Annotated in this window: 19 protein-coding genes; 15 read left to right on the forward strand and 4 right to left on the reverse strand. The window is 59.4% G+C overall.

What is annotated here, in order from left to right:
- The first annotated feature begins 999 nt into the window (after positions 1–999).
- The gene (locus AC1Q61_RS24525; protein ID WP_125052834.1) at positions 1,000–2,133 is read left to right on the forward strand and encodes a hypothetical protein; all 1,134 of its coding nucleotides are present in this window, start codon (positions 1,000–1,002) and stop codon (positions 2,131–2,133) included.
- A complete protein-coding gene (locus AC1Q61_RS24530) occupies positions 2,126–2,557 on the forward strand; it encodes a hypothetical protein (protein WP_125052837.1) in 432 nt (143 codons plus the stop codon). The genes AC1Q61_RS24525 and AC1Q61_RS24530 overlap by 8 nt, the downstream gene beginning before the upstream one ends.
- 506 nt (positions 2,558–3,063) lie before the next feature.
- Here AC1Q61_RS24530 and AC1Q61_RS24535 read toward each other — a convergent pair.
- The 3 genes from AC1Q61_RS24535 to AC1Q61_RS24545 form a co-directional block, all read right to left on the reverse strand.
- Complete coding sequence (locus AC1Q61_RS24535; RefSeq protein ID WP_241199202.1) at positions 3,064–3,219, reverse strand: hypothetical protein; 156 nt, start codon at positions 3,217–3,219, stop codon at positions 3,064–3,066.
- Between the two features lie 493 nt (positions 3,220–3,712).
- Entirely contained in the window at positions 3,713–4,351 is a 639-nt protein-coding gene (locus tag AC1Q61_RS24540) for a hypothetical protein (RefSeq protein ID WP_125052840.1), read from the reverse strand.
- Positions 4,352–4,690: 339 nt separating this feature from the next.
- Complete coding sequence (locus AC1Q61_RS24545) at positions 4,691–6,043, reverse strand: coiled-coil domain-containing protein (RefSeq protein ID WP_241199203.1); 1,353 nt, start codon at positions 6,041–6,043, stop codon at positions 4,691–4,693.
- A 736-nt stretch (positions 6,044–6,779) separates the two neighbouring features.
- Between AC1Q61_RS24545 and nrdH the strand changes: the two genes are divergently transcribed.
- The 13 genes from nrdH to AC1Q61_RS24610 all read left to right on the forward strand — a co-directional run bounded on the left by nrdH (position 6,780) and on the right by AC1Q61_RS24610 (position 13,369).
- Positions 6,780–7,010 carry a glutaredoxin-like protein NrdH gene (nrdH, locus tag AC1Q61_RS24550; RefSeq protein ID WP_125052846.1) on the forward strand — a complete coding sequence of 77 codons (231 nt, stop codon included), beginning with the start codon at positions 6,780–6,782 and terminating at the stop codon, positions 7,008–7,010.
- A 32-nt stretch (positions 7,011–7,042) separates the two neighbouring features.
- Positions 7,043–7,363 (forward strand): hypothetical protein, encoded by a 321-nt coding sequence (locus AC1Q61_RS24555; RefSeq protein WP_265155487.1) that lies wholly within the window; start codon positions 7,043–7,045, stop codon positions 7,361–7,363.
- Positions 7,364–7,369: 6 nt separating this feature from the next.
- Positions 7,370–7,945 carry a DnaB-like helicase N-terminal domain-containing protein gene (locus AC1Q61_RS24560; protein ID WP_075835822.1) on the forward strand — a complete coding sequence of 192 codons (576 nt, stop codon included), beginning with the start codon at positions 7,370–7,372 and terminating at the stop codon, positions 7,943–7,945.
- Positions 7,942–8,136 carry a hypothetical protein gene (locus tag AC1Q61_RS24565; protein WP_125052852.1) on the forward strand — a complete coding sequence of 65 codons (195 nt, stop codon included), beginning with the start codon at positions 7,942–7,944 and terminating at the stop codon, positions 8,134–8,136. Before AC1Q61_RS24560 ends, AC1Q61_RS24565 begins: the two co-directional genes overlap by 4 nt.
- The gene (locus AC1Q61_RS24570) at positions 8,133–8,351 is read left to right on the forward strand and encodes a hypothetical protein (protein ID WP_125052855.1); all 219 of its coding nucleotides are present in this window, start codon (positions 8,133–8,135) and stop codon (positions 8,349–8,351) included. Before AC1Q61_RS24565 ends, AC1Q61_RS24570 begins: the two co-directional genes overlap by 4 nt.
- Positions 8,348–8,515 (forward strand): hypothetical protein, encoded by a 168-nt coding sequence (locus AC1Q61_RS24575; RefSeq protein WP_164490641.1) that lies wholly within the window; start codon positions 8,348–8,350, stop codon positions 8,513–8,515. The genes AC1Q61_RS24570 and AC1Q61_RS24575 overlap by 4 nt, the downstream gene beginning before the upstream one ends.
- 68 nt (positions 8,516–8,583) lie before the next feature.
- A complete protein-coding gene (locus tag AC1Q61_RS24580; RefSeq protein ID WP_125052858.1) occupies positions 8,584–8,802 on the forward strand; it encodes a hypothetical protein in 219 nt (72 codons plus the stop codon).
- 70 nt (positions 8,803–8,872) lie between these two features.
- Positions 8,873–9,172: a hypothetical protein gene (locus AC1Q61_RS24585; RefSeq protein ID WP_125052860.1), complete on the forward strand. Its 300-nt coding sequence runs from the start codon at positions 8,873–8,875 to the stop codon at positions 9,170–9,172.
- Between the two features lie 121 nt (positions 9,173–9,293).
- Positions 9,294–10,421 carry a DUF262 domain-containing protein gene (locus tag AC1Q61_RS24590; protein WP_164490642.1) on the forward strand — a complete coding sequence of 376 codons (1,128 nt, stop codon included), beginning with the start codon at positions 9,294–9,296 and terminating at the stop codon, positions 10,419–10,421.
- Positions 10,418–11,212 (forward strand): hypothetical protein, encoded by a 795-nt coding sequence (locus tag AC1Q61_RS24595; protein ID WP_125052866.1) that lies wholly within the window; start codon positions 10,418–10,420, stop codon positions 11,210–11,212. Before AC1Q61_RS24590 ends, AC1Q61_RS24595 begins: the two co-directional genes overlap by 4 nt.
- 464 nt (positions 11,213–11,676) lie before the next feature.
- Positions 11,677–11,898, forward strand: a complete 222-nt coding sequence (locus AC1Q61_RS24600) for a hypothetical protein (RefSeq protein ID WP_125052869.1) — start codon at positions 11,677–11,679, stop codon at positions 11,896–11,898.
- Positions 11,895–12,803, forward strand: a complete 909-nt coding sequence (locus AC1Q61_RS24605) for a Fic/DOC family protein (RefSeq protein WP_125052872.1) — start codon at positions 11,895–11,897, stop codon at positions 12,801–12,803. The genes AC1Q61_RS24600 and AC1Q61_RS24605 overlap by 4 nt, the downstream gene beginning before the upstream one ends.
- Entirely contained in the window at positions 12,800–13,369 is a 570-nt protein-coding gene (locus AC1Q61_RS24610; protein ID WP_125052875.1) for a recombinase family protein, read from the forward strand. Before AC1Q61_RS24605 ends, AC1Q61_RS24610 begins: the two co-directional genes overlap by 4 nt.
- A gap of 695 nt (positions 13,370–14,064) precedes the next feature.
- Here AC1Q61_RS24610 and AC1Q61_RS24615 read toward each other — a convergent pair.
- Entirely contained in the window at positions 14,065–14,685 is a 621-nt protein-coding gene (locus AC1Q61_RS24615; protein ID WP_125052878.1) for a TetR/AcrR family transcriptional regulator, read from the reverse strand.
- Between the last annotated feature and the right edge of the window lie 34 nt (positions 14,686–14,719).

The raw sequence follows: 14,719 nt of genomic DNA on the forward strand, positions 1-14,719 counted from the left end.
TTTGCCATAGAAGGCTGCTCCGGTTGCATTCACCCACACGCCAAGTGCAGAACGTGCTTGGTGATCCGTTGCGAGTGCGGCGCTGACGCCTGCTTTCGATGTGAACTCACCGTACTGAGATCGGACTATGTCCAATAGCGCTTGACGCATCCAACCCTGACCGAGTGTTGCGAGCAGATCCAGTGTCGCAGGACTGATCGGACTTGTCGGTACCGATTCATAGAGATAACTACGGTGCAAACAGGCCCACCGGACCCACATCAGCGCATTCTCGTCTAGATCCAGGTTTAGGCGTCGCAGATCTTGCAGGAGGGGGTCGGGTGTTGGTGGCAGCCAAGGTGAATCGGGAGCTTGTGGGTAGGAGGTTCCCCATCCGGTGGCGATGATGCGTTCACTTGTTAATGAGGTTTGCTTGCCTGCCAGTGCGGGATGATTCGGACGAGAACCGGCCGCTGGCTGTTTCTCTCGTTCGGGTGCATGCACACGGATGAGCTCTTCCCTCAACCATGGGCGAAAATCGGGCGTCTGCCCTGAGCGGATCAGCCGTTCGAGGGTCAGAGATTCTTGGGAACGGGCGTCTTGCCCGGCGATTGCCATTCTCACTCGGATACCAGCTAAGGACAGCAGAAGAGTGGTGACCGGAACCGTGAGGATTTTGTCGACCCGAATTTTTCGGGACAATGATTTCTCGCGGAGTCGGAGCGCCATTTTGTGCAGCGGTTCGGGTGGGGGTGGATCGCCGAGGGCGATAATGCCCATCCAGCGGTTACCGAAACTGTAGGCAGTCATGATGACAGTAAGTTAGTCGTCAGCCTTGCTGAAATGAAAGTGAATCGCACTGGCGAGCCCAGAGCGTTTATGACAGCTTGAGTCGAGACCACCGTGACGGCCAGACCAGATAGCCTCCCCGGTGGTTCGCCTATCGGCTTTTGGGAATGACTGACGCTCCATATGACGAGTCTCCGTTAAATCACTTCGCGGCCCGTCTACACTGCTGGAATGACCAGTGATGACGTGACACCCTTCGGGTACTTGCGCCTCGCTGGCGGGCGATACGAGAAGGCACTTGGACTGCCTGTGGCCTCTGCAGCGGAGCTTGAAAGATACTCGCTTCTCGTGACCGCTGTCGCGCGCGAACTCTATCTGCGCGCCAACCCTCGTCGCCAGCGCGTGCCGCGCGGGTTCGATGAGACTTTCGACCTTCGGTTGACTCGCGTCGAGAAAGGGAGCGCTCTTCCCACCTTGGTGCGTCCCATAACCTATGACGATGGTTTGTTCCAGAACACGGACTGGCATGACGAGGCCAGGCGGCTAATCAACAGCGCCTTGGGTGACATCGGCAGGTCAGACCACATGCCTGCCTCCTTCCCGTCAGCCGCCCTCAAACAACTAGCCCAGTTCGGGCGTGGTCTCCGCGCCGACGAGCGGATCGAACTCGCAGACTCCGCGACTGACCCTGAGCGCGCAACTCTGACCATCGAGACCCGCAGGCGCATCCAGCGGCTCGCGCGTCTCGATGAGCTGGAGATTGAAACAGTCCTTGTCGGCCAGGTAACCGGACTCTCATCTACCCCGCCCCACGTTGACGTCACCATCACCGCGGGCGAACAACAGCGACGAATCGGCGCGACGTTCTCGGACCCATCGGTATGGGACTCGCTGCATAGTCACCTTGGCTTTGGAGATTTGGCTCCGCCAGCCGCATTGAGCGTCATCGCAGTACAGAATCGTGACGGGGAGATAGTAAAAATCACCGACGTTCTGCACGCCGAACCCGCTCTTCCTCTGTCGTGGTCGCAACGACTGCGTCATCTCGCGGGTCTCGATAATGACTGGCTGCATCCCGGATCGGAGCCACCATCCACCGGAGTTATTGAGAGGGTCGAACGAATCCTTCTCGCTACTCTCGACGCTGCGGTAAGTGCGCCCGCGATCTACCCCTCCGGCGATGGTGGAATCCAACTCGAATGGCGCACGACTTCTCGCGCAGTTGAGGTAGAAGTCCTCAATGGCGGTTCGATTGAGGCCACCTGGTATGGGCGCTCGAACGGGGAGGACGGCGAGGATCAGAGCTTCGAGGTAGGCGACCCTGACGGCGTGGCCGATTTCGTGAAGGAGGCAGTGAGTGAGTGACCCCACGGAAGTTAGCGACGGCGAAGAACTCCTCACCACCAGAGACGAACTGTTGTGGCGTAACGCTCACCCTGATTGGCTCGTCGATGGGGAGCTAACCTCTCAGGCTTTCCGCCCTACGCCGAAAGACCAGAAAAAGCTATCAAGCACACGCGAGAGCAAGGTGGCCGCGGAGGCGAACTTCAAAGAGTACACCGAAGAATTCTCATTGGAGTCCATAGGTGTTTGGGCGGTCACGGTCGGAGAGGCTCAGGATCAGACGATCCCTGCCATATACGACGAGCATTCTCCGACAATTCCTTCCCCATGTCTGACAGGACATACGTCACTCGATTTCACGGCTGTCTCCAACAATCAGGCGAAGCGCATCGGCGGGCGACTACGGGACCGTGCTGAAGAACGAGGGAAGCAACACCCTTCGTAGCTGTGCGACTACGACGAGTTTTACCTCGAGTGGATTTTCTCGGTGTATCTGGCCAGCATCTAATTGATGAACCGAGTAATCGACGAGCAGAGCGTACAAAAACTGGATGAGGGACCAAGTCATCAGTGACTCAGGATTTCCAGATCTGACACCACACTTCTGAAACTAGTCCACGGATTCCGCCAACGATTTAACCGCTGATTTATTCCTATGGTCGTAGGACTGGTGGTGGATGGTGTGTCGTAAATCGATCGGTGTTCGACACTTTCACCAAGACTGCGTATCGCCAGCTCGTGCAGGGGCCAAGGTGTCGAGAAGTCGTGTCGAAAATCTACGTCGAATAAGCCATCGACTTTGCCTTTTCGACAGACGCGTTTTCGTTCAGGCTGCCCACCAGACGATGACGATAGCGGAGAGGGTGCAGCCGAGAATGAGGGCAGTTTCGACTGATGTGCCGAGCCGTTCGTGCAGGCGTGGTCGTCGGTGGATGCGAGGCGATGTTGGGGTCATGGGGTGGCGGCGGGTTGGATGCTGGCTTCGAGCCTGGTGAGTCGTTCTTCGAGGACACCGGTGATAGCGAGCAGTCCGAGCACGGTCGGTTCGGTGATGTCGCTGCGCTGCTGCGCGTGTTTGAGCAGCGTTGTGCGCAGGAGTGAAACCATGGGGCGTCGTCACTGATGGGGAGTTGCTCGAGTTTGGCGGTTAGACGCTCGGCGGGGGAGGTCATGGGTAGCTCCTGCACGTGTGGATCATGCAGGCCGAGCGAAAAGGGGCGACTGCCTGCGCGGGTGGTGGCGGGTAGTGCGCTGGAACCGAGGCGGAAAGTAGCGCACCACAGTGGGTGATGTTACTGCGTCATTGCTGGGAGGCGGTAGGCGGAAGGTAAGTGGCGGCGCACCCCTGGGGTGATGAACTAACTCGGTACCGGTTCATCTGCAGGCGGCAAGGCACTCCCCTCGGTAGTTCAATGCTCAAGTAGCTGTAACTGTGCGAAGACTGGTAACGGAGGTGGGTGGCACGTAAATTTTCGGGGGCGGCATCGCCCGGGCCCAAACGGGTATGGCGAACGCTCCGCCGGTAGCCGCCCTTGGTCTATCGGCGGGCGAGCCGTCCCGCAGGTTTCATCGCATCGACTATGTTTCGCTGCGCCGGCGGTCAGTGCGGGTTGGGGGTGCGCCACAGGCTCGGGGTGTCGCCGTCTTCGGTGTTGGCGAGGGCACGGATTCCGTCGGCGTCCTGGGCGAGGATGTCCGCGAATTGTTGTCTGTGGGTGTCGTCGAGTCCATCGGGAAGGTTCGCACCTTTGGTGATGGATGCTGCGGCGCCGTCGAGGTAGCGGGCGATGCGCAGGAGCAGCGGGCGTGGAGTGGGGACGAGGAAGGCGCCCGCGTCGGCGGTGATCATGCCGAGAGTCGAGAGCAGGGACAGGCCGGCGACCGCTTCTTTGTCGTCGAGGTTGATGTGCGCGACTTTCAAAGCTTCGGCCAGTGCCGCGGTGGTCAACCCGACGGCGGCGACGGGCATGGAGATGGCGCGCTCGAATTCGATCAGATCGGCGCCGGGGGCCTCGTCGGAGAGGGACACCGCGAGGGACTGCGCGAATGCGAGGAGACGTTCGTCGGTGAAGTCTCTCTGCGCGGTCTGGCGACTGACTCGCATCAGGGTCGCGTACTCGGAGACTTTGTCGTCGAGGATATTCCGGGCTTCGGTGTCGGTGATCGTGAGCCCGAGATCGAGGAGTGCGGCGCGGAGTTCGGTGGATCGAGTGTGGAGCCAGGTGGGCCGAGGACTCATCGCTGCTCCTGTGAGGGTGTGGCTTTGGGTGTTCAGGTGAGCTTAGATCGGCCGACTGTGGGAGGGACGTGGCCGCTGTAAGTCGCAGGGCGGTGGCGGATCAGCGGAACTGTGTGCGCTACATTCCTTTTCCGCGTCGTCTCGGGTCGAGACGGTGACGGATGGGGTTCGCCGGGATGTTGTCACACCCTTTCCGTCGAGCTGCTCCTCAATCGTGCGCCCGACCCGCTCAGGTTGGGTGTACTCGACCCGCCTGGCTGGTACTGACGACCAGTCGGGTGGGTCACCACGGAGAGGTCCACGCCGCAATCGGCTGATAGCAGCTCGGGCGCTGAGCCACTACCGGCGATAGGGGCCGTGGGTGCTCCACCCAGGCATATGGGGTTGTAGTTCGTCATGACTGCAGGATGTGGTGCGGAGGAGGCGTAGAGGTCCGTTTATGGGGTTGATGCGCTCGGCATGTTCCTGAATCCAGGTGGCCCATTTTCGTGCCTCCTCGCCGTTCTCGTCGTCGAGTTGTTCAGCGCGTTCCGTCACTTCTTCTGCGTAGGTACGCATTGCTGCGGCGGACTGCCGGCGGTCCATTTCGTCGCGGAGGCGGTCGGCGTTGCGTTCGTAGCTGAGTTTCGTGAACGCCTCCTGCTTGACTTCCTCCCATCGCGTTTCGCGGATCTGGGAGCGTCGTACTTCCTCCTGACGTGACCAGTCGGCTTCGGCTTCAGCGATCTCGAGTTTGCGGACAAGCGTAGGCAATTGTTCTTCGACCGTGGCGCCGTCGGTATCTTGGAGCGAAACGATGACCTGGTCTTCCCAGGTCTTGGTGAGTATCACTTCCAGTTTTCCGGATGCTTGGAAATACTTGTTCGCCGTTGTCCGCTCAGCTCGGGTGTAGTAGTCGGTCTCGGTCGTATACGCCTGCACGTGGCGTCGTCCTCCGCGTTGGTCGAGTTCGCGGATCGTGACGACAAGTTCCCTCGACGGAAACCGGAGTGTCAGATCGGGGCTGGATTCACCCGGCCCGCTGTGTGGCACCTTCGCCGGGACTGTCCAACCGAGTTGAGTTGCCGCTGTCACGAGGGCTTGCAGGAAGCGCGCAGCGCGAGCGATCTGCGCCTTGGAGACCAACGCCTTCTTGTCCTGAAATGCGGCAACGGTGGGGTGTGGGTTTCGAAGTTGACGGGGCACGGAGAAAGCACGCAGGGCAGTCAACACCGCGAAATCTGGCTCCAAATAGACGGTCACGCCCAGTACAGGGTCCATGCGCGTTGGTTCCTGGGCCACGCGCTGCCCGTCGGGCAGCAGACCCGATTGCGACGCGAGACAGTTCTGTAGGCGCTGGACCTCCTGAGAATCGACATCGGGTCCCAGATCTAGACGTCCCCCGGCTGCGACGACATCGCGCAGCAACGCAGCAGCCTTCTCCCGGAGTTGCTGTTGCTCGTGTTCTCGCTTCAGCCGATCCTGTTTCTCCCGAACGGTGCGCCTGCGTTCTGCTTCGATGCGGTGGGCTTCCTCCTCGAGACGTCGGGTGCCGTCCGGAGTGATCCGCGCGGTCCAAGTCTTCCCGCTACCGGAGACACGAAGGAAGCCGCGGTTGTGGAGCGAACGAGCTGACACACGATGCGATGGACCTTCATAGACGCCTTCCTTGCATCCGTCGGCGACCCATTTCAACAGGTCGAACTGGGTCACGGTGAGATGATTCGTCGCTCGCCCCACTACCACTCCTGTCCTCGGAACCTTTTGAACCATTCTCGCTGTTTGGGCTATGGATTGGTCTGACTGCAGAGCACCAGTCGACACCCTCGCCGCCGTCGAGGAAATCATCACCGGACAGCTCACATTCGACGAGGTCGCGATCGACTGACCCGATGAAGCGGCGATCCCCAGCCCCGAAAAGGGTTGGGGATCGTCCGCCCTTCCGCCCCCGGCCGGCGGTCAGAGCCACCGGCGGACCGGAAGGGCGGAATACGGACACCACCACAGACACACGAGAAAGCGCCCGGCCGCCGGCCGGCCACGACGCACGATAAAATCGCAAGGATAAGAATCGACCCGCCCCGGTGTGAACATTCTTCTATCCCGACACTCGCGCATCAAGGCCGCTCCAGAAATAATACCCACACGCGCCACTCGCACGCTCGAACAGCGGCGCTACGATATTTTTTCCTACACTCACCTTGACCCACTCCCGCCGAGACCAGAATATCGGCACATACCGGGGGAGGGGGAGAAAGTGCAGGTGGAACCCATGTTGGTAGGCACTGGTATTCGATATTGATGTTAGTGAATGAATGCGGAAAATGATTGAATATGTCATTAACGAAAGCGGAAACTAATTGAAGAAATGCCCGCGAAAGTATTGGTTTATATTGCATTGTTCGATAGAATGAAATCAATAAAGAATCACCGACGAGGGGGAATGACAATGGCGATCACCGTATATACCAAGCCCGCATGTGTGCAATGCAATGCCACGTACCGCGCACTCGACAAAGCGGGAATCGAATACGACGTCATCGACATCACCGAAAACGCACAGGCCCGCGATTACGTCATGAGTCTGGGATACCTGCAAGCCCCCGTCGTCGTCGCAGGAGAAAATCACTGGAGTGGATTCCGTCCCGACGAAATCAAGAAGCTCACCCCGGCCGCCTGACCACACACTTTCACCAGCGAAGCGAGGACACCATGACCGCAGCAGCATTCACCTTCACTCCCGATGCAGACTTCGTCGACCGCGCACTCGACGCCGAGCTCCGCCGCGACAGCGAATCCGTCGACCGCAAACTCCGCACCATGCTCGCCGCCCTCGACGACTCCCTCGCTGGAATCAGTGATGCACGCGAAGAGCTGCACACCCTCTACACCGCCGCCGACACGGTAACCGCCGAAGACGTTGCCGCCCATGACCAGGACGTCGCAACCCACCTCGCCGAGGCTGCCCGCAACCTCCGCGCGGCCACCGAGATCCTGCGCAGTCACCGGCAACTCATCTCACCGCGACCCTGACCTCCCATGCCCACCGGCGACAGCAAGGACCCCGACGTGACACTCTCACTGGCCACCGTCCCCGACTTCGACGACCTCACCGACAACGAAGGCGAGATCGACGAGTACAGCACCGCCCTCGACGTCGAGGCTCAACTCCTGTGCTCGCTGCTCTGGGCGCCGGCCGAGAGCGCGAAGCGTGCCGTCGCAGCTCTGACCAGCGCAGACTTCTACCGACCCGTGAACGCGGCACTGTTCACCGCCATCGAGGAGCTGGTCACTGCCGGCAAACCTCACAACAGTGCCCACGTCTTCACCACCTTGCAGCAGGAAGGCCGCACCAGCGGACACCTCGGGAAACAGCTCACCAAAGCGCTCACCGACATCACCACCATCGGCGTCCCGTCCGCTGAACTCGAACACAACATCGCCGCCGTCCTCACCCAGGCATACCGGCGCGGATTCCGCGAAGCAGCACGATCCCTCGCCCAAGCCGCCGAAGAACTCCCCGAAGACCAACTGTTCGAGCACCTGCTCAGCATCGGCCGCGAACGCCGCGCAGCCTCCCAACGCCTCGCCGCCATCCGCGAAGGCCGAGCATGACCAACAAGCCAAGAGTGGTGAAACACAGCATCTTCGGAGTCCTCGCGCTCGCCGTCGCAGCCCTGGACTTCACGATCGGCACGAAACACGTGATCACCGCCAGAATCATCGCCCTCACCGCCTCCGTCTACAGCTTCACCAAAGCCGCCAGCTTCCGAAAAGCTCCAAGCGACAGGGAGAATCGACCATGACGACCGAAAAAGACACCAGCAGACCGGGTTGGAAATCGCACACCGTCGTCGCGCTGATCAGCCTCGCCGTCGGCATCATCTTCCTCACCGGTGGAACAACCATTTCCCTCATCGCCGGAACAAGCCTCCTCGGACTCGCGGTCTACCACTACGTCGTAGCCCTACGCCTCCGCCGAGAACTCAACACACCCACCGAAGAGGAAGAGCTGCCATGAACGACGACGAACACGACGCCTGGCAACTGCACCATCACGGGGCCAGCTGGGACGAAATCGGCACCGAAATGGGATGCAGCCCCACCACCGCGCAAACCCTCGCAGCCGCCTACGAGAAACGCACCGACATCGCAGCCGCCCAAACCCAAAACGCCCTGTTCTGACCGGTCGAGACTGCAATCCCTGTCGGACCTACACGGCACACTCAGCGGAAACGACAGAAAGGACCGCCATGAACAACGAGATCACCACCATTCTTGCCCCAGTCGCAAAAGCAGGAGCCGGGGCAGCAGTAGCCGGATTCGTACTCGGAACACTGATCGGCTGGCTGTTGCTTCCCGACGCGATGAAGCCGTGGCAATTCGGCATGATCTTCGCCCTGGTCACGCTGTTGCTGGTTCTCCTCGCCGCCACCCCCTACGTATGGCGCCGGTACAGCGGGCAAAACTAGCCGCGCACTCTTCAGTGCCCGACCACTACGGGCCGCACCCCGAATCACCCACGACAAGGAGGACAACCGCATGGCTATCGCCGCGATCATCGCCGTAGCAGCACTCTTGATCTGGGGATTCGGATCGATCATCGCCCGCCTCGCGGGCGCGATCGCAGTCTTCGAGGGACTGCTCCGCATCGGGGTCACCGGAAGCACCCCCGCCGCCTATGCCATCCTCGCCGCCGGCCTCGCAATCTGGATGACCGGACACTGGATTTGGGCGTTCAAACACAAAGCCTGGCGCACCCGACTCGCCCTGGCCGCCTACAGCCTCCCCGGAATCCACCACCTCGCACCCATCCAGACTAGCCACAGAACAACCGAATAAACGCAGCGTTGTGGCCGGACAACAGTCTGAGGAACGCGGCCACCGCCCGGAGATCCTTCTGGCAGGTTGACGTAGTTTCGTAGGGATTCAGCTTTGAATCTTCTCAACACAAAGGACCACTGTGGACAGCATTGACAGCGCAGCACCGGCCATTACCTCGGACCATAGTTGGTTCCGGGTGGGTGACTACGTCGGGTGGCAGCGAGACGGAAGCCTACAACTTCGTCCGAAATTCCAACGAGGATCGGTGTGGAAGTCCAGCGACAAGAGCCTCCTGATCGACAGCCTACTCAAAGGATTCCCAGTCCCTCTGATTATTCTTCAAGACGAGTACCCAGAGATCGGGTCAACGCCAATCAGACGAGTGGTTGACGGTCAGCAAAGGCTCCGAACATTAATCAGTTATATAGATAGGAGTCTTTTAGGTGATGATATAAAGGAATCGGACTTCTTCTCCTTTCGTCCACAAGGAATTCATCACACACACCCAGGTTACCAGTTCGTAGACCTGTCGAGGGAGCAGCAAATGCAAATCCTTGAGACGCGCATATCTGCTGTTATTCTAAACTCTAGAACGAGTGAACCGGCTGTGCTTGAAGTGTATGACCGCTTGAATCGTACCGGAACCAAATTATCGGCTCAAGAGTTGCGGTGGGCAAAATATCGGAGCGATTTCTCTGAATTATGCTATCGAATCACGCGAGATAATCAGACCCGATGGCATGACTGGGGTATCATCACTAACCAATCTATCGCTCAGATGGGTGACGTTGAGCTGACAAGTGAATTAGTTCTGCTAATCCTTGATGGAGTTCAAAAAACTGGAAAACGAGAGCTCGATGAGGCTTACGAAAATCGGACGTTAGAAAGCGATGAAGAATCATTTACCGCCAATGTCTTTAATTCAGTATTTGAATCATTAGATTTTATATACGATTCCTCTGTGTTGCCAGATTCCATGCGACCTTTTAGGACGAAAGCATGGATTTACTCGCTGTTTTCTTACCAGCTGTACTTGTTGGGAATAATCGACGAGGGCGGTAACATTACTGGGATTGGGCGATCTTTCAGTATGAGACACTTATCGGAAGTGAACTTCAATCCAGATTGGATTGAACATGCCCTTGATGCTTACAAGAATGCTCGAAGGAGCGATGCCTCGCTGGCTCGGGCAGTCTCAGGAGGTGCGTCAGACCGAAGTTCCAGACAGCGGCGGTTGGATTTCTTGATAAATACTCTGGGCCGATGACAGCGGTTGGCGATCTCCGTCGAGCGCTTTCAAGTGCAGTGACGGTAGAGGCCCGGATCGTTGCAGCTGGAAGCGCAGGTGGTAGCGAGCGATTGATGGCCGAGGCTGCGGCCGAAGGGCTGCTGTTGAACGCATATACCGCAGCAGAGCACTTCGTGCGGGAATTTTTCTTTGAGCTGATAGATGGCATTTCTTTATCTAGCCTCTTTCCGTCTCCGCTAAGCGGTCTTGATGCGGATTTGAACAGGTCATTGGTCTATCTCGCGACGGATAAGCTGGATTGGATGCCGCCTGGATCCACTGTTGAGCCGAGGGCTAACGTGTTGTTTCCTGGCGGGCACCCTTTTCTTAGGCTGCGATGGCGATCTTCATTTGCGAGGAGATTGAATGATGCTAAAATTGTACGCGATCGAATTTCGCACTCTGGAGAAAAAGCTGAATCTGCCTATTGGTCAAAGGTTGCAGAGTTCCAGCAGGCGTATAAACGGCCGGGGGCGTGGTTGATAAGTAGATCCACGGAGTTCTCTGCGCCAACGTCTAATTTGAAAGTGATGATCAACACGTTAGAAAGTATGGCCGTAGCGTTAAGCGAGAATTCTCCGGACTTGGATATTCTGCTCGGTCAATCTGACTCCGTCGGTGAGGGTACAAAAACTATACCGGGTACTTTTAATTGCTCTACTTGTAGCTCGGCTGGAAGTCCCGCAGTCGGGACGCCGCTCGGGAGATGTCGATCTTCTATATGCGTTCATTCGCAAGATAAAACTGTATGGAAATACTTTGCGGTCTGACGGCCCATGGATTCCTCCTCGTCGTTTTGAATGACTGTTTGACAGCCAGGACGAAACGGGAAAACTGCGGGGTTCGAAATTGGGGTGAAGCCTGACGAGGCCCCCGGCCGGCAGGTGAGGTGGTGGGTGGTACCCCTGGCGTCCGGACCACCATACCGGTCGGCACTTGCTCCCAACGGAACGCGGTCGGCTCCCATTCCGCGGTGGACCACAAACGGTCGTATTCGGCCCACGAATCGACCCGAATCGGCGCGATCGAGCGACCACACGAAACCGTCGACCGAAACTCATGACCGAAACTAGATCGACCGAAACGGTGGAGTAGACCGTTTTCGGTCGGTTCGATAGCATCACTCTCAACGCAGAACGACGAACACGCCGCCGGCGACCTCCGACAGAGGGTCGGCGGCATCGAAACCGCAGAAACGCGTACAGCCGCAAAACGACAATCGGGGGAGCAGACCATGACGAAACGAGACGAGATTCCGCGTAAACCCACCCGCATCCTGACCGCTGGTGAGATCGAACGGGAAGTAGCAGGCATCCGCGCCGGCCTCGAAATGGGCGGCGTCCCTTTCACCGCGGAAGCGGAAGCAGCAGCCCGCGCTGTCCTTAACGGCGAGATCACCGGAGACGAAGCGATCGCCCGCGGACTCGCCGAACTGAACTCCCGCACCGCTCAGTGAGCAACGACTACCACTATCCGGGCACCACGGTCCTACGAAACCGGCTCGGATACACCGACCCTCACACTCTCGCGCAGGCCGAAGCCCTCATCGCCGCAACACGAATGGCGGAGCTGGCAGCAAATCCGATCGACGGACACTTCGACTTCGCACACCTGCAAGCAATCCACCGACACCTACTCGGTGACCTCTACGAATGGGCCGGTGAAATCCGCACCATCGACACCGCGCCAGGCGATCTCGGCATCCTCCACGACCCGCCCGCCGCCATACCCGGCGAACTCGATCGAGTGTTCACCGACATCAACAGCTGCGTCTACGTCAACCACCACAGCCACGAAGCGTTCGTCAACGATCTCGCCGGACCCTGGGGAGACCTCACCAGTGTCCATCCGTTCGTCGACGGAAATTCGCGCACCCAAAGGGTTTTCTTCGACCAACTCGCCCGCGACGTCGGATGGGCCATCGAATGGCGCGAACTCAGCGTCGACGCCGTCCAAGCTGCCCGCAACTTCGCCTACATCGACGGCGGAACCATCCTCGCCGACGTCCTACGACCCGCAATCAAACCCGTCACCGAAGTGCCCGCGGACTCCATCGCCACCGCACCCCGCGAGAACGTCATGACCTTCCCCGAGCACTGGCAGGCCATGATCGAGCACTACGACACCATGCCCGAACAGACCTACACATGGTCTAGTCGGATCAACCCCGAAGCACCACAACATGACCCACAATCGACCGAGACCCGTCCAACTCCCAAACCGCCCTCTCCGGAGCGAGAACTAGCCGACCTCGACACCACCAAGTTCCACACCCACTGGAGCCCAGAAGTCGACCACCAACTCATGAACAGCCGCACCATCCCACAACACAGCAACAGACCAGAAGGACCGAGACTGTGAGCATCATCGGATACGCCCGCGTCTCCACCCTCGAACAAAACCCCGAACTGCAGCAGCACGCACTCCACCAAGCCGGCGCGATCCGCATCTTCACCGACTACGAATCCGGCTCCAAAGCGCAGCGCCCCCAGCTCACCGAATGCCTGAACTACCTACGCGAGAACGACGGTGATGTCCTCGTCGTCTGGAAACTCGACCGCCTCGGACGATCCGTCCGCCACGTCATCGACACCGTCCACAACCTCGGCGAACGCGGCATCGCATTCCGTTCCCTCACAGAAGGATTCGACACCACCACCGCAGGCGGCGAATTCCTCTTCCACATCATGGCAGCCCTCGCCCAAATGGAACGCCGCATGATCGTCGAACGCACCCACGCCGGCCTCGACGCCGCCCGCCGGCAAGGCCGACACGGCGGCCGCCCGACCGTCATGACACCCGAACGCACCGAACTCGCCCGCAGCCTCCGCGAACAGGGCAAGAGCCTCGACGCCATAGCCGCAACGCTCGGCGTCGGGCGCTCTTCCGTCAGTCGAGCACTCATCAACACAAACAGCGGGACATAGATAGGGACGACGTCCCGGTGCAGCAACTAAAACCGGAAGATGTCGTAGGGCCTTCCGTCGAGCAGTGTCTTTGACACCGGAGTGGCCCTGGCGATTGTCTGAGCATCTGCCTTCAAGGCGCGCTCCAACTCACGACGATCCGCCGCGTTGCCAGTCCAGAATGATCGCGGCAGCGAATAGTCAATCACCGCGGCATCTGAAGCAACGGCAGCCTCATACCGTTCAGCAAGCTTCGCGCCATCTCGATATTCGTCTTACTTAACGCCGGCACGCCATCTACCCACGCCGACTCCGCAGAAACGAAGAAACCGCGACGCTGCTGAGGTAAACCCTCGATCCACGGCGCCGGATCAGGAACAACTCGACTCACAGAACACCTCTCAGTCCCGAACGAATCGATCAAATATCCACTACCGCAAGTAAACACGACAATCAGGCCCCCACACACGAAATAGTGAAACCGAAGGTTCCCAGGGCCGCACCGAGATGGAAGATCATCGCCCCCGCGCTCATACGCCGCCACCGCAACTGCAATGCACGCGTACGCATTCTTCACCGCGGCGCGTTCGAGAGCGTCGGCTAACCGTGAACAAGGAAATCGCACCGTCGATGAGTAACGTCGCCGCGACATCCGAGGCCACTGCGCGACCAGGGCCCGGCATCGGAATCAGGCACAGCAGGACCGGAAATGCCTATCAGGACTCGTGCCGGTCGCCCTGTCGGATGCCCACCGCGAGCACTGGCTTGTCCGTGTCCGGCAGATCGGGCCCTCCGAGGGACTTCCACATCGCATCGACCATGGGCTGCAGGAACAGCTGACCTACCTGGCGGATCGTTGTTTCGATGACTTGACTCGACTCGTCGCGGCGGGTCGAGGCGACACCGGCATCGCGCAGTGCTGCAACCTCGTGGCGGGTCAGGTCGGTGAACTTCTCAAGGAGGGTTCCTCGGGTACCGCCCGGTTCGAGCAGGGCTCGGCGCATGTAGTTGACGACCTCGGGGTGCGCGTCGAGCATCTCACTCACCGCCGCATCGCGGGCGGTGGCGATCTTCTGGGGCGTGCCCTCGGCGGGAACCTGCGCGATCGCCTGCGCGAAATAGTCGACGACAAGGTCGTCGACCGCGTCGCGGATGCCGTCCTTGGTTCCGAAGTGGTGGACCAGCAGGCCGACGGTGACGCCGGCCGCTTTCGCGATCGCCCGCATCGACGTGCCGTCTTCACCATGTGCGGCATAGAGGTCGAGTGCGGTGTTGCGGATGCGCGCTTTGCCGGTCAGATCGTTCGGATTCATCCGCGGGTTGTGTCCTGGCTCCATCGGTTCCCTCCTTTTTCGCGGAAGCATATCCAAT

Source organism: Rhodococcus sp. MPR-R1B, assembly GCF_058793255.1.

Bases quoted from the DNA above. Each gene is read 5' to 3' on its own strand.
- AC1Q61_RS24525 (WP_125052834.1), top strand. From the start codon at position 1,000: ATGACCAGTGATGACGTGACACCCTTCGGGTACTTGCGCCTCGCTGGC.
- AC1Q61_RS24535 (WP_241199202.1), bottom strand. From the start codon at position 3,219: ATGGTTTCACTCCTGCGCACAACGCTGCTCAAACACGCGCAGCAGCGC.
- AC1Q61_RS24540 (WP_125052840.1), bottom strand. From the start codon at position 4,351: ATGAGTCCTCGGCCCACCTGGCTCCACACTCGATCCACCGAACTCCGC.
- nrdH (WP_125052846.1), top strand. From the start codon at position 6,780: ATGGCGATCACCGTATATACCAAGCCCGCATGTGTGCAATGCAATGCC.
- AC1Q61_RS24555 (WP_265155487.1), top strand. From the start codon at position 7,043: ATGACCGCAGCAGCATTCACCTTCACTCCCGATGCAGACTTCGTCGAC.
- AC1Q61_RS24560 (WP_075835822.1), top strand. From the start codon at position 7,370: ATGCCCACCGGCGACAGCAAGGACCCCGACGTGACACTCTCACTGGCC.
- AC1Q61_RS24565 (WP_125052852.1), top strand. From the start codon at position 7,942: ATGACCAACAAGCCAAGAGTGGTGAAACACAGCATCTTCGGAGTCCTC.
- AC1Q61_RS24570 (WP_125052855.1), top strand. From the start codon at position 8,133: ATGACGACCGAAAAAGACACCAGCAGACCGGGTTGGAAATCGCACACC.
- AC1Q61_RS24575 (WP_164490641.1), top strand. From the start codon at position 8,348: ATGAACGACGACGAACACGACGCCTGGCAACTGCACCATCACGGGGCC.
- AC1Q61_RS24580 (WP_125052858.1), top strand. From the start codon at position 8,584: ATGAACAACGAGATCACCACCATTCTTGCCCCAGTCGCAAAAGCAGGA.
- AC1Q61_RS24585 (WP_125052860.1), top strand. From the start codon at position 8,873: ATGGCTATCGCCGCGATCATCGCCGTAGCAGCACTCTTGATCTGGGGA.
- AC1Q61_RS24595 (WP_125052866.1), top strand. From the start codon at position 10,418: ATGACAGCGGTTGGCGATCTCCGTCGAGCGCTTTCAAGTGCAGTGACG.
- AC1Q61_RS24600 (WP_125052869.1), top strand. From the start codon at position 11,677: ATGACGAAACGAGACGAGATTCCGCGTAAACCCACCCGCATCCTGACC.
- AC1Q61_RS24615 (WP_125052878.1), bottom strand. From the start codon at position 14,685: ATGGAGCCAGGACACAACCCGCGGATGAATCCGAACGATCTGACCGGC.